20 protein-coding genes are annotated in these 22,123 nt (G+C 56.9%); 8 read left to right on the forward strand and 12 right to left on the reverse strand.

All coding sequences use genetic code 11. The features are described from left to right. Positions 1-31: 31 nt before the first annotated feature. From potE to kdpF, 9 genes are all read right to left on the reverse strand, one after another. The gene (gene potE / locus V6944_RS13675; RefSeq protein ID WP_333499350.1) at positions 32-1,348 is read right to left on the reverse strand and encodes a putrescine-ornithine antiporter; all 1,317 of its coding nucleotides are present in this window, start codon (positions 1,346-1,348) and stop codon (positions 32-34) included. Further along, the gene (gene speF, locus V6944_RS13680) at positions 1,345-3,540 is read right to left on the reverse strand and encodes an ornithine decarboxylase SpeF (RefSeq protein ID WP_333499351.1); all 2,196 of its coding nucleotides are present in this window, start codon (positions 3,538-3,540) and stop codon (positions 1,345-1,347) included. Before speF ends, potE begins: the two co-directional genes overlap by 4 nt. A gap of 242 nt (positions 3,541-3,782) precedes the next feature. Then, positions 3,783-3,887 carry a leader peptide SpeFL gene (gene speFL / locus V6944_RS13685; RefSeq protein ID WP_106875989.1) on the reverse strand — a complete coding sequence of 35 codons (105 nt, stop codon included), beginning with the start codon at positions 3,885-3,887 and terminating at the stop codon, positions 3,783-3,785. Positions 3,888-4,165: 278 nt separating this feature from the next. Beyond that, positions 4,166-4,843, reverse strand: a complete 678-nt coding sequence (gene kdpE / locus V6944_RS13690; RefSeq protein ID WP_333499352.1) for a two-component system response regulator KdpE — start codon at positions 4,841-4,843, stop codon at positions 4,166-4,168. Beyond that, positions 4,840-7,527, reverse strand: a complete 2,688-nt coding sequence (gene kdpD, locus V6944_RS13695; protein WP_333499370.1) for a two-component system sensor histidine kinase KdpD — start codon at positions 7,525-7,527, stop codon at positions 4,840-4,842. The genes kdpE and kdpD overlap by 4 nt, the downstream gene beginning before the upstream one ends. A 2-nt stretch (positions 7,528-7,529) precedes the next feature. Then, complete coding sequence (gene kdpC, locus V6944_RS13700; protein ID WP_185669345.1) at positions 7,530-8,105, reverse strand: potassium-transporting ATPase subunit KdpC; 576 nt, start codon at positions 8,103-8,105, stop codon at positions 7,530-7,532. Positions 8,106-8,115: 10 nt separating this feature from the next. Further along, positions 8,116-10,164, reverse strand: coding sequence for a potassium-transporting ATPase subunit KdpB (gene kdpB, locus V6944_RS13705; protein WP_333499353.1), 2,049 nt, complete (start codon positions 10,162-10,164; stop codon positions 8,116-8,118). A 20-nt stretch (positions 10,165-10,184) separates the two neighbouring features. Next, positions 10,185-11,864, reverse strand: coding sequence for a potassium-transporting ATPase subunit KdpA (kdpA, locus tag V6944_RS13710; protein WP_333499354.1), 1,680 nt, complete (start codon positions 11,862-11,864; stop codon positions 10,185-10,187). Continuing rightward, a complete protein-coding gene (gene kdpF / locus V6944_RS13715) occupies positions 11,864-11,953 on the reverse strand; it encodes a K(+)-transporting ATPase subunit F (RefSeq protein ID WP_035892707.1) in 90 nt (29 codons plus the stop codon). Before kdpF ends, kdpA begins: the two co-directional genes overlap by 1 nt. A gap of 306 nt (positions 11,954-12,259) precedes the next feature. On the opposite strand from kdpF, the gene V6944_RS13720 reads away from it, so the two are divergent. Next, positions 12,260-12,466 carry a YbfA family protein gene (locus V6944_RS13720; RefSeq protein WP_035892708.1) on the forward strand — a complete coding sequence of 69 codons (207 nt, stop codon included), beginning with the start codon at positions 12,260-12,262 and terminating at the stop codon, positions 12,464-12,466. Positions 12,467-12,661: 195 nt separating this feature from the next. Further along, positions 12,662-14,080, forward strand: a complete 1,419-nt coding sequence (gene phrB, locus V6944_RS13725; protein WP_333499355.1) for a deoxyribodipyrimidine photo-lyase — start codon at positions 12,662-12,664, stop codon at positions 14,078-14,080. Between the two features lie 75 nt (positions 14,081-14,155). Here the strand turns inward: phrB and dtpD are convergent, their stop codons facing one another. Next, a complete protein-coding gene (gene dtpD / locus V6944_RS13730; RefSeq protein WP_185669341.1) occupies positions 14,156-15,637 on the reverse strand; it encodes a dipeptide permease DtpD in 1,482 nt (493 codons plus the stop codon). A 281-nt stretch (positions 15,638-15,918) separates the two neighbouring features. On the opposite strand from dtpD, the gene V6944_RS13735 reads away from it, so the two are divergent. The 6 genes from V6944_RS13735 (at position 15,919) to nei (ending at position 20,334) form a co-directional block, all read left to right on the forward strand. Further along, positions 15,919-16,662 carry a type 2 GTP cyclohydrolase I gene (locus tag V6944_RS13735; protein WP_185669369.1) on the forward strand — a complete coding sequence of 248 codons (744 nt, stop codon included), beginning with the start codon at positions 15,919-15,921 and terminating at the stop codon, positions 16,660-16,662. Positions 16,663-16,677: 15 nt separating this feature from the next. Next, complete coding sequence (gene pxpB, locus V6944_RS13740) at positions 16,678-17,334, forward strand: 5-oxoprolinase subunit PxpB (protein ID WP_333499356.1); 657 nt, start codon at positions 16,678-16,680, stop codon at positions 17,332-17,334. Beyond that, positions 17,328-18,260 (forward strand): 5-oxoprolinase subunit PxpC, encoded by a 933-nt coding sequence (gene pxpC, locus V6944_RS13745; protein WP_333499357.1) that lies wholly within the window; start codon positions 17,328-17,330, stop codon positions 18,258-18,260. The genes pxpB and pxpC overlap by 7 nt, the downstream gene beginning before the upstream one ends. Further along, entirely contained in the window at positions 18,250-18,984 is a 735-nt protein-coding gene (gene pxpA, locus V6944_RS13750) for a 5-oxoprolinase subunit PxpA (protein WP_333499358.1), read from the forward strand. The genes pxpC and pxpA overlap by 11 nt, the downstream gene beginning before the upstream one ends. A 256-nt stretch (positions 18,985-19,240) precedes the next feature. After that, positions 19,241-19,396: a Hok/Gef family protein gene (locus V6944_RS13755; protein ID WP_333499359.1), complete on the forward strand. Its 156-nt coding sequence runs from the start codon at positions 19,241-19,243 to the stop codon at positions 19,394-19,396. A 146-nt stretch (positions 19,397-19,542) separates the two neighbouring features. Then, positions 19,543-20,334 (forward strand): endonuclease VIII, encoded by a 792-nt coding sequence (gene nei, locus V6944_RS13760; RefSeq protein ID WP_333499360.1) that lies wholly within the window; start codon positions 19,543-19,545, stop codon positions 20,332-20,334. Between the two features lie 116 nt (positions 20,335-20,450). Here nei and gltA read toward each other — a convergent pair whose 3' ends face one another. Together gltA and V6944_RS23345 are read right to left on the reverse strand one after the other, a co-directional pair. Beyond that, positions 20,451-21,734, reverse strand: a complete 1,284-nt coding sequence (gltA, locus tag V6944_RS13765; RefSeq protein ID WP_333499361.1) for a citrate synthase — start codon at positions 21,732-21,734, stop codon at positions 20,451-20,453. Positions 21,735-21,938: 204 nt separating this feature from the next. Further along, entirely contained in the window at positions 21,939-22,046 is a 108-nt protein-coding gene (locus V6944_RS23345; protein ID WP_438268729.1) for a hypothetical protein, read from the reverse strand. Between the last annotated feature and the right edge of the window lie 77 nt (positions 22,047-22,123).

Genomic DNA, 22,123 nt, shown 5'->3' on the forward strand with positions numbered 1-22,123 from the left:
GGTCGGCATAAATGCCTCGCCCGGGCTACGATCAACCGTGTTTGTTTTTCAACTCGAACCGTGGTGACACCAGGCCGTACAGCGTCCAACCAAGGAACGTCACGATGGAACCGTACAGCATCGCTTCTTCGCCGGAAGAGTAGAGCGCATAGAAGCTGTACATCGCGCCAATAAAGGCCACGAAGTTGGCGACGCGCGCTTTGTTCATCGGTACGTTAGCCATCCGCTGGATGATGACCAGCGCCGCCATCGACAGGATGTACGGAATAATGTTGGTCACCACCGCCAGGTTAACCAGCACGTTGAACTGATTGTTCAGCGACGGGCTAATGGTCATCAGCGACAGCCCGGACTGAATCACCACGATAACCAGCATCCCTTGAACCGGCGCATCGGCACTGCTGACGCGGGAGAAGATTTTCGGGAAGTAGCCTTCGTCCGCCGAGGATTTGAATACCTGGGCGATGGTGAACTGCCAGCCGAGCAGCGAACCGCAGCAGGACATCACCATCAGCGCCATGATCACTTTCCCGACTTCCGGGGTAAACATCTGCGCGAAGGCCAGACCGAACGGTGCGGTGGAGTTGGCCAGATCCATGTTTGGCACGATACCGGCAATCACGTTGGTGGAGATGATGTAAATCACCGCTGCCCCGAGCGTCCCGCCGAGCACGGCGATTGGCACGTTACGTTCCGGATTCTCCACCACTTCGGCGTTGGCACAGGCGGATTCCAGACCGAGGAACGCCCACAGCGTCATCGCAATAGAAGAGCCTACGGCGCTAAAGAACGGTACGTGGTGTGGGTTCCAGGATTCAACGTACATCGTTGGGCTAAACCAGTACCAGCCGATAATGCACAGACCAACCACCGGAATAATGACGCCCCATACCGTGATGCTGCTGATCTGCCCGGTAATGCGCGCACCACCGAAGTTAGCTACGGTACAGATCCACAGTACGCCGATAGTGGCGAGCCCGATCTGCACCGGGCTCAGCGCGGCACCGAAAAGCTCGGTGCCATAACCCACTGCCGAAATCGCGATAGCGACGTTGGCAATCAACAGCGAAACCCCGTAGGTATAGTTGGCCATAAAGTTGCCCGACTTACCAAAGGCATACTCCGCATAGCCGCCCATGCCGCCGGATTTCTTACTGAACATCCCGCATTTTGCAAAGGCCCAGGCCAGCGCCATCGAACCGACGGCGGTGACCAGCCAGGAGATAATGGAGATGGTGCCGACTTCAGCGAGTTTGGTGGGCAGCATGATAATCCCGGAGCCCATCATGTTCACCATCGTCAGGATGGTGAGCTGAACAACACCCATCTTATTATTGGCTTTGCTCATAATTTCTCCCCTTTCAGCAGGGCAGGCTGCGGCTGCTGAGTCTCAATCACGTTGCACCACACTTCTTTGCGGCCATCGTGTTCCTGGATATAAACCCCCTGCAGCTCTGGCGCGAAGCCCGGCAGCAGGTTGATGCCTTCTTCCAGCGCTTTGAAATAGCGCAGAACGGAGTCACCCCAGATTTCCCCCGGAACAACACACAACACGCCTGGAGGATACGGCAGAGCACCTTCGGCGGCGATTTTGCCTTCGGCCATCGACAGCGGTACCAGTTCAACCTGACCACGAAGGTAAGCGTAGTTGGCATCCTGCGGGTTCATGCTGACGCGTGGGAAGTGTGATTTACGGAACATCTCTTTTTGCAGCTGTTTCACGTTGTGGCGGGCGTACAGATCGTGCATTTCCTGACACAGCTGGCGCAGGGTGTAACCGGCATAGCGGTCTTTATGCTGACCGTAGAGCGATGGCAGAACCTCTTGCAGCGGCGCATCGGCTTCCAGCAGCGTTTCGAAACGTACCAGCAGGGCCACAAGCTGCTGCAGCTTGGCCATATCTTCCGCTGGCGTCAGCAGGAACAGGATGGAGTTGAGGTCGCATTTTTCCGGTACTACGCCGTGCTCGCGCAGGTAGTTCGCCAGAATGGTTGCCGGTACGCCAAAGGTGTCATATTCACCTTCACCGTTGATGCCCGGCGTGGTCAGCAGCAGTTTGCATGGGTCGACAAAGTACTGATGTTCGGCGTAGCCTTCAAAACCGTGCCAGCGCTCGCCTGGTACAAAGTGGAAGAAACGCAGATCGTTAGCAATGGTCTCGGTCGGCCAGGACTGCCATGCTTTGCCGTCAATCTCACCTGGCACGAATGGGCGAATATGGTGGCAGTTATCGAGAATCAGCTTACGTGCTTCGATACCGTTGGAGACGCAGTCCATCCACATATTGCGGCCTGCCTGACCTTCGTGCATGCGGGCGTTCACGTCCAGCGCGGCAAACAGCGGGTAGAACGGGCTGGTGGAGGCGTGCATCATAAAGGCGTTATTTAGGCGCTTATGCGGAACATAGCGCTGCTGGCCTTTGATATGGCTATCTTTTTTGTGAATTTGCGAGGTCTGAGAGAAGCCAGCCTGCTGTTTATGCACCGACTGGGTGACCAGAATCCCTGGATCGTTTTCGTTAAGCTCAAGCAGCAGCGGCGAGCAGTCGGCCATCATCGGAATAAACTGCTCGTAGCCGACCCACGCGGAGTCGAACAGGATGTAGTCGCAAAGATGACCAATTTTATCGACCACCTGACGGGCGTTATAAATCGTGCCGTCGTAGGTGCCGAGCTGAATGACCGCCAGGCGGAACGGACGCTGATTGCGCGCACGGTTTGGTGCGACTTCGGCAATCAGTTCACGCAGATAGCGCTCTTCAAAGCAGTGGGCATCGATACCGCCGATAAAGCCGTACGGGTTACGTGCGGTTTCCAGATAAATTGGCGTGGCCCCCGCCTGTAGCAGCGCACCGTGGTGGTTAGATTTGTGGTTGTTGCGGTCAAACAGCACCAGGTCACCCGGGGTGAGCAGGGCATTCAGCACCACTTTGTTAGAAGAAGAGGTGCCGTTCAATACGAAGTACGTTTTGTCTGCGTTAAACACTTTGGCCGCATGCTGCTGCGCAATGCACGGCGCGCCTTCGTGGATCAGCAGGTCACCCATGGCCACATCGGCGTTGCAAAGGTCAGAGCGGAACAGGGTTTCGCCAAAGTATTCAACAAACTGGTTGCCGGAAGGGTGACGACGGAAGAATTCACCGCCCTGATGCCCCGGGCAGTCAAACGCGCTGTTACCCTGCGCGACGTAATCGACCAGCGCGCTAAAGAACGGTGGACGTAGATTCACTTCATACTTGTGTGCCGCCGATTCCAGCTGGCGACCATAGAAGTCGTTGCGGGTTTCGTCATGCTCAAATACCCCTTGAATACGTGAGAGATATTCGGCGGGAACAATTTGATCTTTATTGATAGCAATAAAGACGGGCAGGTTATAACCCGTCGCGTCTATTTCATCGAGTTTACCGCACTCAACGTCTTCAATAGATAATACGGCAGCAGCAACATCAATAAAGTGAGTGTCGCAGGTATTGATAATACTACGCTGGGTAGTAAAACAGTCCGGGCAAGTACGGCTTACGGCAATTTTTAATTCAGACATTTTTCATCTCTTTATTTTAGGTAATAGCAGTCCCTCAATTTCCCGAATGGGAAATTGATATCGCCGGAAAAAAAGCAAAACGATCTCGCTGACAATAACGTCAGGGCGTGAGCTTTTTTGGAATGTAGCAAACCCAGCCGGTCCGGTGGCCGGAAGCTTTAGGTTTGTCAGAGCGAGCGCTGGTTACAGGCGTGAGCCCGTATTAGCAGGGAATAACTGCGAGGCGCCCGAAGTCGGGAGACTTATCGGGCGTTAAAGAAGTGAAAATCGAAACTATTGCGATGGGCAAACATCATTATATGTGTTGTCCGTCGAATATGAGGCATCAATCGGTTATTGTTTTCCATTTCGTATACCTTCGATGAATATCTTAAAGCGGAGTCATTTTATCTCTGAATGGTCTTAAAACTGTGAGGATGATCAACATAACAAGATCAATAATGAAATTATCCATTATTGGTAGGGTTGATGCCAGGATTAAATGCTGTATTGTTTCAATGTTGTAAATAAACTGTTTAATATTTAGTTTAAATAACGGTGGTGACGCCGCGGTAATATTTCGCGGCTTAGGATTAATGTATTTCTGGAATAATAATTGAAGAAAGCAAGAATTATGAATAAGTATTCATAACATAAACCGATAGCCAATTCCGGTTTCGGTTAATAAATGCTGAGGACGCGCGGGATCTATTTCCAGCTTCTGGCGCAGGTGCCCCATATAAATGCGCAAATAGTGACTATGTTCCACGGCGTTCGGCCCCCAGACCTGGTTGAGTAGCTGGCGCTGGGTGAGCACTTTTCCCGCATTGTTAAGTAGTACCGCCAGCAGGCGGAACTCAATCGGGGTGAGGTGAATTTCTTCACTGCCGCGAGTGATACGACGTGCGGCAAGGTCGACGGTGGTATCCGAGAACGTGACGATAGGGTCATTCGGCTGGCTGCCCGCATGGCGACGTAGCGCGACGCGCAGACGAGCCTGAAGTTCGCCGATACCAAACGGCTTGCTGAGATAGTCATCAGCACCTGCGTCGAGCGCGGCAATTTTATCGCTCTCTTCGCTGCGGGCCGACAGCACAATAATCGGTACCGGGCTCCACTGACGAATGTCGCGGATAAAATCCAGCCCGTCGCCGTCGGGCAGACCGAGGTCGAGAATGATCAGGTCAGGCTTGCGCGTCGCGGCTTCCAGCAGGCCTCGCTGGAGCGTAGGAGCATCAAAAACGCGCAGTTCGTCAGCTTCCAGCGCGGTGCGCAGAAAACGGCGGATCGCTTGTTCATCTTCAACAATTAAAACGCTGGTCACAGGCCGTCGTGTCCCTCATCAAGTTCAGGTGGTTGTTCTAACGGAAGTGTAACACGAAAACAGGCGCCGCCTTCCGGGCGGTTGCTGGCGGAGAGCGTCCCGCCGTGAATATCGACAATCGCCTGGCAGATAGCCAGCCCAAGCCCGACACCGGGGATCGCGGACTCTTTATGCCCACGGGTAAACTTGGCAAAAATATGTTCTTCCTGCCCGCCGGGAATGCCCGGGCCACTGTCCCAGACATCGAGCTGTAGATGGTCATCTTTGGTGGCGGCGGCGATACCTATCTCGGCGTCGTAACCCGCATACTTCACGGCGTTTTCCAGCAGGTTAATCAGCACGCGTTCAAACAGCGGGCCGTCGATGTGGACCAGCATCAGCGGGTCGGGCAGGGTGAGGGCGATATGCCGACCGCTGAGGCTTGGTTCCAGCATACGCAGCGCGCTACCGACCACTTCCTCGAGCGTCAGCCACTCTTTATTCAGATTAAAGCCGCCCGACTGCAGGCGCGCCATATCCAGCAAATTATTGACCAGTCGCGTGGTATTGAGCACGTGTTGGCGAATTTCGTTGGCCTGCGGGGCGTACGGCGAGCCACTGCTGGCGAGGTCGAGCGTCAGGATTTCCGCCTGGCCAAACAGCACGGTCAGCGGCGTACGTAGATCGTGCGAAAGCGCTGCCAGCAGGGAGTTGCGCAGGCTTTCGCGGGCGCTGATAAGTCGCGATTGTTCCTCACTTTCGGTCAACGCCAGGCGTTCCAGCGCGCTGGCAACCAGTAGGGTGAACGTTTCCAGCAGCCTCTGCTGCTCAGGGATCATCAACTGGCGCAGGTTATTGGGTTCGACCACGATAAGCCCGTGGGTTTTATCGGCGCTGCGCAGCGGCAGGATCAGGTACGGTACGCCGGGCAGGGTATCTGTTCCTGCGCCCGCTGGTAGCCCTTTATCAAAACTCCAGTGAGCAATGGCGTCATCCCACGGCGTCATACCGTCCTGATGGGTCAGCGACGTCAGCTTCCCCTGTTCATCCGGCATCAATACCTGACTACGCGCATGGAAGGTGGTGCGAATATACTGCTCGCAGGTGTGGGCGATATCGTGGGCGTTGCGGCCCACGGCAAGCGCTTTGGACATCTCATAAAGATGGCGTGTGCGCTGTTCGCGATAACGCGCCACCCGCGCCTGATAGCGCACGCCCGCGGTGAGATTACCGATAACCAGACCCACGGTGAGCATCACGCCAAAGGTGAGCAGATACTGCACGTCAGAGACGGCGAGCGTCCCGCGCGGGGCAATGAAAAAGAGATCGAAGCTGACCACGTTAATCACTGTGGCGAGCACCGACGGCCAGCGGCCGTAAAACAGCGCGACGATCACCACGCCTAGCAGATACAGCATCACCAGGTTGGCGGCCTCAAAGGCCATTAGAAATTGATCGGCAATCAGCGTAATACCGGCGCACAGCCCCAGCGCCACCAGGCAGCCGCGGATCTGCACCCGCCACTTATCCATAAACGGACGCTGATCGCGCGCCCGTTCCGGCAGGGGAAGGGGCGATTCATCAACGCCGACGACCAGCAGATCCAGCTCTGGCGCATGGCGGGAAATTCGCTCACCAAAGCGCTCACCTCGCCACCAGTGGCGTTTTTTCTGGCGGCCAATCACGATTTTGCCGAGGTTGTGTTCACGCGCGTAGCGGATCACCGCCGCCTCTTCCGATGGCTCAGAAAGCGTGGCCGTTTCGGCACCCAACTCCTGCGCCAGGCGTAAGGCGTTGAGAATGGCCCGGCGCTGCGGTTCGGGCAGGCGGTGCAGAGTCGGGGTTTCGACATAGACGGCATGCCAGGTGCTACCAAGGCGGGCCGCCAGTCGGGCGGCTGAGCGCACCAACTTTTCGCTGCCGCTGTGGTGGCCGATACACAGCAAAATGGCATCGCGGGTGTGCCAGACTTTTTCTTGCCCCTGGCCATCGCGCCAGGCACGCATCTGATCGTCCACGCGGTCGGCGGTGCGGCGCAGCGCCAGCTCACGCAGGGCAATCAGGTTACCTTTGCGGAAAAAGTTCTCGATGGCGCGTTCGGCCTGCCCGGCAAGATAGACCTTACCTTCGTTCAGGCGCTGGCGCAGATCGTCCGGGGGGAGGTCGACCAGCACCACCTCATCGGCGGCATCGAAAAAGGGGTCGGGTACCGTTTCACGCACCTGAATACCGGTGACACCGCTGACAATATCGTTGAGGCTTTCCAGGTGCTGAACGTTAACGGTGGTGAAAACATCGATGCCCGCCTCGAGCAGCTCATCAATGTCCTGCCAGCGCTTCGGGTGGCGCGAGCCGGGCGCATTGCTGTGCGCGAGCTCGTCCATTAACACCAACGCCGGACGGCGGGCGAGGGCGGCATCGAGGTCGAACTCATAAACGTAGCGCCCCCGATAGGTGCTGCGCTTTGGCGGCAGGAGAGTGAGACCGCTGAGCATCGCGGCGGTCTCCTTACGCCCGTGCGTCTCCACTACGCCCGCCAGAATATCCAGCCCTTGCGACCGCAGACGCTGCGCCTCGGCCAGCATCGCCCAGGTTTTCCCCACGCCAGCACAGGCGCCGAAGAAAATCTTCAGCTTGCCGCGGTGAGCTTCGGCAGCTTGTTCCAGCAGGCGATCCGGGTTGGGACGCAGCGGCTCGTCGGTCATCATCAGTTATCCTTGTGGGCATCCAGCGCCATATTCAGCTTAGTAATATTTACCACAGGTTGTCCGAGAAAGCCGAGCAGCGGAGAGTTTGTCGCCGCTTCGACCTCTTTACGCAGCCACTCCGCCGGGACGTTGCGCGCTTTGGCGATACGCGGCACCTGCCACAGCGCGGCGGCTGGCGTCAGGTTAGGGTCCAGCCCGCTGGCGGAGGCGGTAACCAGTTCCACCGGCACCTCGCGGCTGGCTTCCGGGTTAGCAGCGCGCAGCGCGGTGATGCGGTCGGTAAACTGTTTATCCAGCGCCGGGTTGCTGCCCGCCAGGTTGCTGCCGCCGGACGCCATCGGGTTATCCGGGGAGTCCGACGTCGCCGAAGGACGCCCCTGGAAATAGCGGGGATCGGTAAAGTTCTGCCCGATCAGGTACGATCCGCGAATTTCATGGTTTTCGATAATCAACGAGCCTCCCGACTGCGCCGGAAAGAACCACTGCCCCAGCGCGGTGGTCAGCAGGGGATAGAGCCCCCCGGTGATAAGCGTCAGGAACAGAAAAATCACGATGGCAGGACGTAATGCAGACATGGCTATTTCCTCAGACCAGACCCAGCAGGGTCAGCAGTAAATCGATAACTTTGATGCCGATAAACGGCACAACCAAACCACCCGCACCGTAAATCCACAGGTTACGGCGCAGCATCGCCGAGGCGGAGAGCGGACGGTAGCTCACCCCTTTCAGCGCCAGCGGCAGCAGGAAGACGATGATCAGGGCGTTGAAGATCACCGCGCTCAGAATTGCCGAATCTGGCGAGTGCAGGTGCATGATGTTGAGCACGCCCAGCTGCGGCCAGCTTGCCGCGAACGCCGCCGGAATAATGGCGAAGTACTTGGCAACGTCGTTGGCGATACTGAAGGTGGTCAGCGAACCACGGGTCATCAGCATCTGCTTACCGATATGCACTACTTCAATCAGCTTGGTGGGGTTCGAGTCCAGATCCACCATGTTGCCAGCCTCTTTCGCCGCCTGGGTCCCTGAGTTCATTGCTACCGCCACGTCGGCCTGCGCCAGCGCCGGGGCATCGTTGGTGCCGTCGCCGGTCATCGCCACCATGCGACCTTCAGATTGATACTGACGAATCAGCGCCAGTTTGGCCTCCGGCGTGGCTTCGGCCAGGAAGTCATCCACGCCCGCTTCGGCGGCGATGGCGGCTGCGGTGAGACGGTTGTCGCCGGTGATCATCACCGTCTTGATACCCATTTTACGCAGCTGAGCGAAGCGCTCTTTAATCCCGCCTTTGACAATATCTTTCAGGGATATCACGCCAAGCACCCGTGCCCCTTCGGCCACCACCAGTGGGGTGGCACCCAGGCGGGCAACGCTCTCCACTTTCTGCTCCACATCCTGCGGGAAGCTGCCACCGTTGCTTTCGATATGGCGGCGGATCGCATCGACGGAGCCTTTACGAATCAGGCGGTTGTCAATATTGATCCCGCTCATGCGGCTTTGGGCGGTAAAGGGGACGAAGGTGGCATGCAGCGTTTGCAGATCCCGCTCGCGCAGATTGAAGCGCTGTTTCGCCAGTACCACGATGCTGCGGCCTTCCGGTGTTTCGTCCGCCAGCGATGAAAGCTGTGCGGCATCGGCCAGCGTTTTTTCGTCCACGCCATCGGCTGGCAGGAACTGGGAAGCCTGACGGTTGCCGAGCGTGATGGTGCCGGTTTTATCCAGCAGTAGCACGTCAACGTCGCCTGCCGCTTCGACCGCACGACCGCTGGTGGCGATCACGTTGGCGCCCAGCATACGGCTCATCCCGGCCACGCCGATGGCGGAAAGCAGGCCGCCGATGGTGGTCGGAATCAGGCACACCAGTAGGGCGACCAGCACGGTGACGCTAATTGGCGTACCGCTCCAGGCGGAGAACGGCCAGATGGTGGCGGTCGCCAGCAGGAACACGATAGTCAGCGCGACCAGCAGGATGGTCAGGGCAATCTCGTTAGGTGTTTTACGACGCTGCGCGCCTTCGACCATGGCGATCATCCGGTCAAGGAAGGTTTCGCCAGGGTTGACGCTACAGCGCACGACCAACCAGTCGGAGAGGATGCGTGTCCCGCCGGTCACTGACGCAAAGTCACCGCCGGACTCACGAATAACCGGAGCCGATTCACCGGTAATGGCGCTTTCATCTACCGACGCGCCGCCCTCAATGACTTCACCATCGCAGGGAATGATATCCCCGGCTTCGACCAGCACCACGTCACCCTTGCGCAGTTCATCTGCCGGGACGTGATCCATCGCGGCACCGTAGCGGGCCTCGCGCAGTTTGCGGGCGAACGACGTTTTCTTGACCCCTTTCAGGCTGTTGGCCTGCGCCTTGCTGCGGCCTTCCGCCATGGCTTCGGCAAAGTTAGCGAACAGCACGGTAAACCACAGCCAGAGGGCGATAGCGCCGCTGAACCACGCATTACCGGGTAGGGTACCCAGCGCCATGGATAAGGCCAGTCCGCTGGTGAGCACGCTGCCTATCCAGACGATAAACATCACCGGGTTGCGCCACTGAATGGTCGGGCTCAGTTTTTTCACGGCATCGATCAACGCCTGGCGAACCAGAGAAGGTTCGAACAGGGCCAGTTGTTTGCGACTCATAACCAATAGCTCCGCATCACTCAAAACAGGGAAAGGTGTTCCGCAACAGGGCCAATCGCCAGCGCGGGAATAAAGGTCAGGGCGCCAACCAGCAGCACGGTCCCCATCAGCAGGCCGATAAACAGCGCATCGTGGGTCGCCAGGGTGCCTGGGGTGGCGGGCTGAATTTTTTTGCTCACCAGCGAACCGGCAATCGCCAGCACCGGCACAATCACCCCGAAGCGGCCGAAGAACATGCACGCGGCCAGCAGACAGTTCCAGAACGGCGTGTTGGCGCTAAGACCGGCAAAGGCGCTACCGTTGTTGTTTGCCGCCGACGACACGGCGTACAGCACTTCGCTAAAGCCGTGCGAACCAGGGTTCGCCATTGCACTGCGGCCTGCATCGGTCATCATCGCTAGCGCCGTACCAAGCAGCACCAGCGTTGGGGTGACCAGAATCGCCAGCGCGGTCATCTTCATTTCCGGCACGTCGATTTTTTTACCGAGATATTCCGGGGTGCGACCAATCATCAGCCCGGCGATAAATACCGCCAGCAGGACGAACAGCAGCATGCCGTAGAGGCCAGAACCCACGCCGCCGAAGACCACTTCACCAATCTGCATCAGCCACAGCGGGATCATGCCGCCCAGCGCGGTAAAGGAGTCGTGCATCGCGTTGACCGCACCGCAGGAGGCGGCGGTGGTCACCACGGCGTACAGGCTGCTGGCCAGAATGCCAAAGCGGCTCTCTTTACCTTCCATATTGATGCTGCTGTCGGCTCCGAAGGCCAGCAGATGCGGATTACCGCGGGTTTCAGCCCACATCACCACTGCAACGCAGATGATGAAAATAAGCGTCATGGCCCACAGGATGGCGCGTCCCTGACGGTTATCACCCACTGTTTCGCCAAAGGCGAAACACAGTGCGGCGGGGATGAGGAAAATCGCCAGCATCTGCACAAAATTGGTCAGCGCCGTCGGGTTCTCAAACGGATGTGAGGAGTTGGCGTTAAAGAAGCCGCCGCCGTTGGTGCCGAGCATTTTAATGGCTTCCTGAGACGCTACCGGCCCCATTGGCAACAGCTGATGTGCGCCCTCAATGGTGGTAAACGGCTGGTAGGAGAGGAAGTTTTGCAATCCCCCTTGCTGGATGAAAAACAGCGCCAGCAGCAGGGAAATGGGCAGCAGCAGCCACAGCGTGATGCGGGTGATATCGACCCAGGCGTTGCCCAGCGTATTCACGCTATGGCGGGCAAAAGCACGCACCAGCGCAAACAGCACGGCAATCCCGGTGGCGGCAGAGAGGAAGTTCTGCACCGTCAGGCCGGCCATCTGGCTGAAGTAGCTCAGGGTGGTTTCACCGCTATAGGACTGCCAGTTGGTGTTGCTGACAAAGCTAACGGCGGTATTGAGCGCCAGATGCCATGACAGCCCCGGAAGGTTTTGTGGATTCAGCGGCAGCACGCCCTGCAGCATCAGCATAGCGAACAGCACCAGCAGCCCGACCAGGTTCAGCAGCAGAATGGCAATGGTATAGCGCCCCCAGCTCATCTCCTGGCCGGAAATGCCCATGACGCGCCAGAGCACGCTTTCACAGCGGGCAAGCCCCGGCAGCGGCGTGTTGTTAATCATCCCAGCCAGCACTTTGCCAAGCGGGCGGGCGAGAACAAACAGCACCAGCAGGAAGCTGGCAACGAGTAAAAATCCTTGAGCAGCCATTACAGCGCCTCCGCCTTGAAAAGGGCATAAACCAGATACGCCAGTAACAGGAACACCAGCACCGTGCCGGCTATTACGCCTGTAGTCACAATCCACCTCCGGATGGTTCAGTTGATGCGCTAAGCGTAGGTTTTTGGGTGCAAAGATTTCGCAAAAATAGAATGGCGGGGTGTAAAAAAAGTATAAAAATGACCGTAATCCACAATTTAACTAATGGTTAGTATTAATTTAACAATCATGTAACTAAGTTACGGCGTGAATGTAAACAAACACTAAATGCACAAAAATTAGTGGTCGGATGAGTAGTAAAATTACACAAATAACGGTACTCTTTTAGTCAGATTACTGAGCTTCATTTTCCGGCGTGCGTTGCCGGCCAACTTAGGGGAGAGAATATGGACCTGTATAGAAAATATCCTGCACACATCGTATTGTTACGTCGTACTTTCGCCGTGGTGGCGGGGATCGTCGCATTACCGGTGATGCTGTTCTGGAAAGACCGTGCCCGCTTCTACAGCTACCTGCACCGCGTATGGTCAAAGACCAGCGATAAGCCGGTATGGATGGCACAGGCTGAAGAGGCCGCCTGCGACTTCTATTGATAGTGTCGTGCCATTCCCGGCGGCGCTTCGCTTGGCCGGGCTACAAAGCCGTCCTTACCAGGGCGGCTTTTTTGTTTTGAGGTAGCCCGGACGAGGTGCGGATGCGCCGACTCCGGGAGGGCACAACGACCCACATTTGTCCTCCTGACATTTGGTGTAAGATGAAAGTATTCGTTGAATACATTCAGGATATTTATGTCTACCCATCTGGTCTGGTTTCGCGCCGATCTCCGACTGCACGACAATTTTGCCCTTGCCGCCGCCTGCCGCGATCCCAATGCGCAGGTGCTGGCATTGTTTATCGCCACCCCCGAACAGTGGGCTACGCACAGCATGGCACCACGCCAGGCCACCTATATTGCCGCGCAGCTGAACGCACTGCGCCAGTCGCTGGCTGAGAAAAATATCCCGCTCATATTCCATGAGGTGGCCGACTTTGCCGCTAGCGTCGAGGTCGTCAAAACGGTGTGTCAGCAGCACGAGGTGACGCAGCTTTTTTACAACTACCAGTACGAATTCAACGAACGCCAGCGCGACGCCGCCGTAGAGCGAGCGCTGACCGACACGGTGTGTCAGGGCTTTGATGACAGCGTGATCCTGCCGCCCGGTGCGGTGATGACCGGCAATCACGAAATGTATAAAGTTTTCACGCCGTATAAAAATGCCTGGCTGCGGCGCTTAAAAGAGCACATGCCCGAATGCGTGCGTGCCCCCGAGGCGCGTCCTGCTTTGGCGGAGGCCGACTCAGCAACACTCCATTTTCACTATCCCCAGCAGCCGTTTGACCCGGCGCTGTTCCCACCCGATGAAAAGGCGGCGATTGGTCAGCTGCGTCGTTTTTGTCAGGAAGGCGCGGGTGAATACGAGGCTCAGCGTGATTTCCCATCCATTGAAGGCACCAGCCGCCTGTCGGCCTGTCTCGCGGTCGGTGTGCTTTCACCACGTCAGTGCCTGTATCGACTACTGGCGGAACAGCCCAATGCGCTGAACGGCGGTGCGGGCAGCGTCTGGCTGAACGAACTTATCTGGCGTGAGTTTTATCGCCACCTGATGACCTACTTTCCCCGGCTCTGCAAACATCGCCCGTTTATCGACTGGACCGATCGCGTGCGCTGGCGCGAGCCGTCAGAAGCGCTTATCGCCTGGCAGGAAGGGCGTACCGGCTACCCGATTGTTGATGCGGCAATGCGGCAGCTTAATGCCACCGGCTGGATGCATAATCGGCTACGGATGATTGTCGCCAGCTTCCTGGTCAAAGATTTGTTGATCGATTGGCGACAGGGTGAACGCTACTTTATGTCGCAGCTGGTGGATGGCTGTCTGGCGGCTAACAATGGCGGCTGGCAGTGGGCGGCCTCAACCGGAACGGATGCGGCGCCCTATTTTCGTATCTTCAACCCCACGACGCAGGGTGAACGTTTTGATAAGCGTGGGGCGTTTATCCGTGAGTGGTTACCGGAGTTAGCCGAGGTGCCGGATAAGGCGATTCACCAGCCGTGGACGTGGGCGGAAAAGCAGGGCGTTGAGATTCACTATCCGCGACCGATTGTCGATCACGCTGAGGCGAGGGTAGCGACGCTTGCGGCCTATGAAGCGGCGAAGCATCTTCAGTAGCCAGGCCGAACGAAGTGACGCCGGGGAATCCCCGGAGTCGGCGTTTACGCGCCTCGTCCGGGCTACAGGATGTGGTTACGCTTCTGCTGCCAGGCGGCGGGAGCGGACTTTCATTGAGTGATACAGCCAGATAACCAGCACCACGGCGACGCAGGCCAGTGCACCCCAGGTGATTTCGCTGAACACATCAATGTAGGCATTGATGGAGTAATCCACCGCGCCCGCAGAGTCGAACGAACCCTGAGAGGTCTGGTCGGCAATAATCCCTGCCACGTAGTTTGCCACCGCGCCGGAAAGCAGCATATAGATGCCGGTCAGCACGCCGGTGACGCCCGGGATCTGGATGCGGGTGATCTGCGACATCGCCACCGGGTCGATAAACAGCTCGGCAAAGCCCATCACCGACAGCCCCAGCAGCATCAGCGGCATGGAGGAGTGACCGTAGCTTGCGGACAGACGTGCGCTTAGGGTCAGAATGCAGAAACCTGCGCTCATCAGGCCAAGGCCCAACGCGTATTTGCCCCACAGGCGCAGGTCGCGGTTGTTGGTCACTTTCTCTTTAATCAGCCAGGCCAGCACAATCCCGCACAGCATCACGGCAAAGGCGTTCACCGACTGGAACATCGCGGTCGGCACTTCATAGCCCAGCACGTTACGGTTAACGAAACGGTCGATATAGAGGCTGATGGAGCTGCCGCCCTGCTGAGCAAACGCCCAGAACAGCAGGCTGAAGAAGGTCAGCACGACAATCAGACGCAGGTCTTTACGCTGCTCGGCGGTTTCTGCACGACGATAAATTTTGGCCAGCACTACCAGGCCGATGATAGAGGCGACAATCAGCGCATAGACCGACCACTCTTTCCAGAACAGTACGGTGATAAACAGCGGCGCAACGACCAGCAGAACCAGCAGCCAGCCCCAGTTTGGCAGCAGGAATTTCTTCGCGCACAGCACTTCTTTGTTCACACCGGCGGTGTGGGCAAAGTGGCGGCGACCGCTGATAAAGATAACCAGACCGGCGAGCATGCCTACTGCGGCGAGGGTGAAGCCCATTGCCCAGCTATACTGTTCCTGGGCGAAACCGCAAGCGATAGGAGCGACGATGGAGCCGACGTTACCTGCCGCATAAAGCAATGAGAAACCACCATCGCGACGTGGGTCGGTGGGTTCATAGAGTTCGCCCAGCAGGCAGCTGATGTTCGATTTAAACAGCCCGTAGCCGCAGACGATAATCGCCAGCGACAGGTACAGGAACATCGGCGCCACTTCGCTGGCCCCGAGCACCATATGGCCGATAACCATCAGCAGCGCGCCCAGCATGACCGCCATGCGGTTGCCGAGAACTTTATCCGCCAGGTAGCCGCCGAGGATTGGCGTCACGTAAACTAATGAACAGTAAGCGCTAAACAGCTCGTAAGCGTGGGTGTCGTTGTATTTCAGTTGATTGGTGAGATACAGGATCAGCAGCGCGCGCATGCCATAGAAACTAAAGTATTCCCAAATTTGCAGCGCGACGACGTAGTAAATTGCCTTTGGCTGCGATTGTGATTTATTCATTGCACATTTGACCTCGAAACCCGGCAACATCACGCTACGCAAGGCTTTGTTTCATTTATGTAATAATACGACGAGAATCGTATTATCTTTGTAATATGCGGTATGGTTGCATAAATATACATGATTTCGGTCGCACAAAAACAGACAAATCGTGTTACTTAAGCATTTATTGCGCGTAGTTAAGCGGTCTCAGGTGAAGGTTAACGAATTGTGTATCGACGTAACGCGTCGGTGACGCTATTTTATCCTGTAGTAAGGCATCAATATTGAAGAGAGCGATGATGAAAAATACCGAACTAGAACAACTGATTAATGAAAAACTCAACAGCGCCGCCTTCAGCGATTACGCCCCTAACGGCCTGCAGGTCGAAGGGCGTGAAATGGTACAGAAGATTGTGACTGGCGTGACCGCCAGCCAGGCGCTGATTGACGAAGCCGTGCGCCAGCAGGCGGATGCGGTGATTGTGCACCACGGTTACTTCTGGAAAGGGGAGTCGCCGGTCATCCGCGGCATGAAGCGCAATCGTCTGAAAGCGCTGCTGGAGAACGACATCAACCTGTATGGCTGGCACCTGCCGCTGGATGCGCACCCGGAGCTGGGTAACAACGTACAACTGGCGCAGCTGCTCGGTATTAACGTGATGGGGGAGATCGAACCGCTGGTGCCGTGGGGCGAACTCTCGATGCCGGTATCGGGGCTGGAACTGGCCTCATGGATTGAAGCTCGACTGGGGCGTAAACCGCTGTGGAGCGGGGATACCGGGCCGGATAAAGTCTCACGCGTGGCCTGGTGTACCGGCGGCGGTCAGGGCTTTATCGACAGCGCGGCACGCTTTGGCGTCGATGCGTTTATTACCGGTGAGGTTTCAGAGCAGACCATTCATTCCGCCCGCGAGCAGGGGCTACACTTTTATGCAGCGGGCCACCACGCCACGGAACGCGGTGGTATTCGCGCGCTGAGCGAGTGGCTCACCGAAACGACCGATCTGGATGTGACCTTTGTGGACATCCCCAATCCGGCCTGATAATGAGGGAATAAAGTGCAGCGAGCGCGTTGTTATCTGTTAGGTGAAACGGCTGTCGTACTGGAGCTGGAGCCGCCGGTGACGCTGGCGGCGCAAAAGCGGGTATGGCGTTTGGCCCAGCGAGTGGCGACATTACCGGACGTGGTAGACGTCATTCCTGGTATGAATAATATCACGGTGACATTAGGTGATCCGCAGACCCTGGCGCTGGATGCCATTGAACGGCTCCAGCGCTGGTGGGAAGAGAGTGAAGCTCTGGAGCCTGATTCCCGTGCGATCGATATCCCCGTTATTTATGGCGGTGAACAGGGGCCGGATCTGACCGAGGTCGCCCGCCTTAGCGGCTTTACCCCAAAGCAGGTGGTGGAGCTGCATGCGTCGGTGGACTACGTGGTGTGGTTCCTCGGCTTTCAGCCGGGCTTTCCTTACCTTGGCGGGCTGCCAGCTTCGCTGGTCATGCCGCGCCGTGCAGAGCCGCGTTTGAAAGTGCCCGCCGGCTCGGTGGGCATTGGCGGCCAGCAAACCGGCATTTACCCGCTGTCCACGCCGGGCGGCTGGCAGTTAATTGGCCGCACATCGCTGCCGCTGTTCTCGCCCAATCGTGAAGAACCGATATTACTGCGTCCCGGTGACACGGTGCGCTTCGTGCCGCAAAAGGAGGGCATATGCTGAAGGTGATTCGTGCAGGCATGTATACCTCGGTGCAGGACGCGGGGCGCGATGGGCTACGCCAGTTCGGCGTGAGCCGCTGCGGGGCGCTGGATAAACCGGCGCTGATGACGGCGAACTTGCTGGTGGGCAACGATGCCAACGCCGCCGCGCTGGAGATAACCCTCGGCATGGCGACGTTCACCTTTGCCCGCGACGGCTGGTTTGCGCTGACGGGCGCGGGCTGCGAAGCGACGCTGGACGGTGAGGCGGTATGGAGCGGCTGGCGACACTGGGCTAAAACCGGCCAGACGCTCACGCTCAAGCGCCCGCAGCACGGTATTCGCAGCTATCTGGCGCTGGCGGGGGGGATTGATGTCCCTGCCGTGATGGGCTCTCGCAGTACCGATCTTAACGTTGGCATAGGCGGCTTTGAAGGCCGTCGTCTGCAGGATGGCGATGTGCTGCCGCTGGGGAAACCCGTGCGTATGTTCCGCGAGCCGCGTGGCGTTAAACCGCTTATCGCCAGCAACCGTATTCGCGCTTTGCCGGGGCCGGAGTATCACGAATTTGATACAACGTCGCAGGAGACCTTCTGGCGCTCGCCGTGGCACTTAAGCCCGCAGAGCAACCGGATGGGCTATCGGCTGAAAGGGCAGCCGCTGGTGCGTGATAACGCTCGTGAGCTGGTGTCTCATGGCCTGGTGCCAGGCGTGGTGCAGGTGCCGCATAACGGTCAGCCTATCGTGCTGATGAACGATGCCCAGACGACCGGCGGCTATCCGCGCATTGCCTGCATTATCGAAGCGGATATGTTCCAGCTGGCGCAAATTCCCCTCGGGCAGCCCATTCACTTCATTCGCTGTACGCTGGAAGAGGCGCTCAAGGCGCGTCACGACCAGCAGCGCTATCTGGAACAGCTCACCTGGCGGCTTAACGATGATGATTGATCTCAACGCCGACCTTGGCGAAGGCGCGGCCAGCGATGCTGAACTGCTGACGCTGGTCTCTTCGGCCAACATCGCCTGCGGCTTTCATGCAGGCGATGCCGGGATGATGCTGACCTGCGTGCGGGCGGCACTGCAAAATGGCGTGGCCGTGGGGGCGCATCCGAGCTTCCCCGACCGGGAGAATTTTGGCCGCACCGCGATGCAGTTACCGCCGGAAACGGTCTACGCCCAGACGCTGTATCAAATCGGCGCCCTGTCGGCGATAGTCCAGGCCGAAGGCGGTATGCTGCGCCACGTGAAGCCGCACGGCATGCTCTATAACCAGGCCGCCAAAGACCCGGCATTAGCGGATGCTATTGCTAAGGCGGTGTTTGCGGCGAATCCGGCGTTAATGCTGGTCGGTCTGGCGGGAAGCGAACTGATTCGTGCCGGAGCGCGCTACGGGCTGGCTACGCGTCAGGAAGTGTTTGCTGACCGGGGCTATCAGTCTGACGGTGCTCTGGTGCCGCGCAGCCAGCCGGGTGCGCTGATTAGTGATGAAGCGCAGGCGTTGGCACAAACGCTGGAGATGGTGCAGCGTGGGCGTGTGAGAACCGTAGACGGCCAGTGGGCCAACGTCACGGCGGAAACGGTTTGCCTGCACGGCGACGGCGCGCATGCGCTGGCATTCGCTCGCCGTCTGCGGCGCGAATTTACCGCGCAGGGCATTCAGGTAAGGGCATGATGTTGTTGAACGAGTGCCGTCAAACCCGCCGGTAATTCGGAATTCATCAAGGCTGAAACGGACGGGAATTGCAGTACACTTTTGGCGGGTGCTTGAGGCTATTTGTCTCAGGCATTAGCTGAAAGGCAGATAGAGAAAAGCCCCAGATAACCTTCAACGTCTTGGCGGACGTTAAACATTAATCTGAGGCCAAATCTAATGCTAGACACATTAAGGTTAGCCTCTTACCGACCTTCGGGTCAAGGAGTAGCAGGCTATGAAACAGCAAAAGGCGATGGTTGTCGCCCTGATTGTTATCTGTATCACTTTCATTCTGGTGGTGCTGGTCACAAGAGAAGCTCTCTGCGAGGTACGGCTCCGAACCGGCCACGCGGAGCTCGCTGTCTTCACAGCTTACGAATCTGTTAAGTAAGAGCGCCGGCGGGGAGTTATCCCCGCCACTTTGCGGTGTGGTTGCTATCCTCATGCACCCGTTCTTTTTTATTCGACGCGCCGTGTGCGAGCCAAACGTATTATTGATAATATTGTTGCCTTGACGATCGAAAGGGAGCAATCACTATGCCTGAAGGTCCAGAGATCCGCCGGGCGGCGGACAGCCTGGAAAAGGCGATTCAGGGCAAACCGTTGACCGAGGTCTGGTTTGCATACCCCGAATTATCCTCTTATGCACCCACCCTGATCGGCCAGCATGTCACCTACGTTGAAACGCGCGGTAAAGCGCTGCTGACCCATTTTTCTGGTGGCCTGACCCTCTATAGCCACAATCAGCTCTACGGCGTGTGGCGAGTGGTTAACGCCGGGGAGATGCCCGAAACCACGCGGGTACTGCGGGTTAAATTACAAACGGCGGATAAAGCGATTCTGCTCTACAGCGCGTCCGATATTGAGATGTTGACGCCAGAGCAGGTAAAAACGCATCCATTCTTACTGCGCGTTGGGCCAGACGTGCTAGATATGGCCTTAACGCCCGAGGCGGTAAAAACGCGGCTGCTGTCGGCAAAATTCCGCAACCGCCAGTTCTCTGGCCTGCTGTTGGATCAGGCGTTTCTTGCGGGGCTGGGCAACTATCTGCGGGTTGAGATCCTCTGGCAGGTTGGCTTAACCGGCAACCATAAAGCGTCGCAGCTCAATGAACAGCAGCTCGAGGCACTGTCGCATGCGCTGCTCGATATTCCTCGACTCTCCTACAACACGCGCGGGCAGGTGGATGATAACAAGCACCACGGCGCGCTATTCCGCTTCAAGGTGTTTCATCGCGATGGCGAAACGTGTGAGCGTTGTGGTGGGGTGATTGAGAAGACGATGCTCTCCTCAAGGCCGTTTTATTGGTGCCCGGGGTGTCAGCATTAGGTTGTGAAAACGACCAATATGCACGACGGTAGCCCGGGCAGCGACCCCGGAAAAATCACCACACCGCAGCCATAAAAAAAGCGCCCGCAGGCGCTTTTTGACTCTCAAACTCTCGATTATTTCTTGAGGTCTGATTTGAAATCACGCTGCTCGTAGCCGGTGTACAGCTGACGAGGACGCGCAATCTTCATGCCGTCGGTGTGCATTTCGTTCCAGTGAGCAATCCAGCCAATGGTACGCGCCATCGCGAAGATAACGGTAAACATGGACGATGGAATACCCATCGCTTTCAGGATGATGCCAGAGTAGAAATCGACGTTCGGATACAGTTTCTTCTCGATGAAGTACGGGTCGTTCAGCGCAATGTGCTCAAGCTCCATCGCCACTTGCAGCAGGTCATCTTTGGTACCCAGCTCTTTCAGCACTTCGTGACAGGTTTCACGCATCACGGTCGCACGCGGGTCGTAGTTCTTGTACACGCGGTGGCCGAAGCCCATCAGGCGGAAAGAGTCGTTCTTATCTTTCGCACGACGCACGAACTCAGGGATGTGCTCAACGGAGCTGATCTCTTCGAGCATCTTCAGCGCCGCTTCGTTGGCGCCGCCGTGTGCTGGCCCCCACAGTGAAGCGATACCGGCAGCGATACAGGCGAACGGGTTCGCACCAGAAGAGCCTGCGGTACGGACGGTAGAGGTAGACGCGTTCTGCTCGTGGTCAGCGTGCAGGATCAGAATACGATCCATTGCGCGTTCCAGAACCGGGTTCACTTCGTAATCTTCGCAAGGAGTCGCAAACATCATACGCAAGAAGTTACCGGCGTAGGAGAGGTCGTTACGTGGGTAAACGAACGGTTGGCCGATGGAATATTTGTAGCACATCGCGGCCATGGTCGGCATTTTCGACAGCAGACGGAATGCAGCAATCTCGCGGTGACGTGGATTATTCACATCCAGAGAGTCGTGATAGAACGCTGCCAGTGCGCCGGTAATCCCGCACATCACCGCCATTGGGTGAGAGTCGCGACGGAACGCATGGAATAAGCGGGTGATCTGCTCGTGAATCATGGTGTGGCGAGTCACGGTAGTGGTGAACTCGTCAAACTCAGCCTGAGACGGTTTTTCGCCGTACAGCAGGATGTAGCACACTTCGAGATAGTTAGATTCTGTGGCTAACTGATCGATAGGGAAGCCGCGGTGCAGCAAAATCCCTTCGTCGCCATCAATAAAAGTAATCTTAGACTCGCAAGATGCGGTAGAGGTAAAACCAGGGTCAAAGGTAAAAATGCCTTTCGAACCCAGACTACGGATATCAAGAACATCCTGACCGAGCGTGCCTTTTAGCACATCCAGTTCAATAGCAGTATCACCCGGTAGAGTGATTTTTGCCTTCGTATCAGCCATTTACGGTCTCCTTAGCGCCTTTTTGCTTAAGACTGCTGGATGCCGGATTTGCAATTCAAAACATAGTTCGACGTTGCCAGTTTGTTATTTGGCTCACGGCTCTGCTGTAAAGATAACGCGAGGGTACAGAGCAAGGGCGCTTGACGGTGCACGTCTAATCTACAGTGAAACAACAGCAAATCAGGGTCTTAGCAATCCGATGATTCAAACCTGTACAACACTAATAACTGTCCTGATAAGTTCGGTCAATACCGTCACACTGTTACATAACTTATTATCAGGTGAAAGAGTGACCCCATAACTTTTGAGCATTATATGCTTTTACAGGTGATGGTTGTAACAATAATGTTTAATATTTGTCAAATCACGTGATTAATTTTTAAAAAATT

Source organism: Kluyvera sp. CHPC 1.2972, from assembly GCF_036759925.1.
Lineage (GTDB): Bacteria > Pseudomonadota > Gammaproteobacteria > Enterobacterales > Enterobacteriaceae > Kluyvera.

Excerpts from the sequence above, each read along its gene's own strand:
- phrB (WP_333499355.1), top strand. The coding sequence starts at position 12,662 with ATGTCTACCCATCTGGTCTGGTTTCGCGCCGATCTCCGACTGCACGAC.
- V6944_RS13720 (WP_035892708.1), top strand. The coding sequence starts at position 12,260 with ATGGACCTGTATAGAAAATATCCTGCACACATCGTATTGTTACGTCGT.
- pxpC (WP_333499357.1), top strand. The coding sequence starts at position 17,328 with ATGCTGAAGGTGATTCGTGCAGGCATGTATACCTCGGTGCAGGACGCG.
- kdpB (WP_333499353.1), bottom strand. The coding sequence starts at position 10,164 with ATGAGTCGCAAACAACTGGCCCTGTTCGAACCTTCTCTGGTTCGCCAG.
- kdpC (WP_185669345.1), bottom strand. The coding sequence starts at position 8,105 with ATGTCTGCATTACGTCCTGCCATCGTGATTTTTCTGTTCCTGACGCTT.
- gltA (WP_333499361.1), bottom strand. The coding sequence starts at position 21,734 with ATGGCTGATACGAAGGCAAAAATCACTCTACCGGGTGATACTGCTATT.
- potE (WP_333499350.1), bottom strand. The coding sequence starts at position 1,348 with ATGAGCAAAGCCAATAATAAGATGGGTGTTGTTCAGCTCACCATCCTG.
- V6944_RS13735 (WP_185669369.1), top strand. The coding sequence starts at position 15,919 with ATGAAAAATACCGAACTAGAACAACTGATTAATGAAAAACTCAACAGC.
- kdpD (WP_333499370.1), bottom strand. The coding sequence starts at position 7,527 with ATGACCGACGAGCCGCTGCGTCCCAACCCGGATCGCCTGCTGGAACAA.
- V6944_RS13755 (WP_333499359.1), top strand. The coding sequence starts at position 19,241 with ATGAAACAGCAAAAGGCGATGGTTGTCGCCCTGATTGTTATCTGTATC.
- pxpA (WP_333499358.1), top strand. The coding sequence starts at position 18,250 with ATGATGATTGATCTCAACGCCGACCTTGGCGAAGGCGCGGCCAGCGAT.
- speF (WP_333499351.1), bottom strand. The coding sequence starts at position 3,540 with ATGTCTGAATTAAAAATTGCCGTAAGCCGTACTTGCCCGGACTGTTTT.
- speFL (WP_106875989.1), bottom strand. The coding sequence starts at position 3,887 with ATGGAAAACAATAACCGATTGATGCCTCATATTCGACGGACAACACAT.
- V6944_RS23345 (WP_438268729.1), bottom strand. The coding sequence starts at position 22,046 with ATGCTCAAAAGTTATGGGGTCACTCTTTCACCTGATAATAAGTTATGT.
- nei (WP_333499360.1), top strand. The coding sequence starts at position 19,543 with ATGCCTGAAGGTCCAGAGATCCGCCGGGCGGCGGACAGCCTGGAAAAG.
- dtpD (WP_185669341.1), bottom strand. The coding sequence starts at position 15,637 with ATGAATAAATCACAATCGCAGCCAAAGGCAATTTACTACGTCGTCGCG.
- kdpA (WP_333499354.1), bottom strand. The coding sequence starts at position 11,864 with ATGGCTGCTCAAGGATTTTTACTCGTTGCCAGCTTCCTGCTGGTGCTG.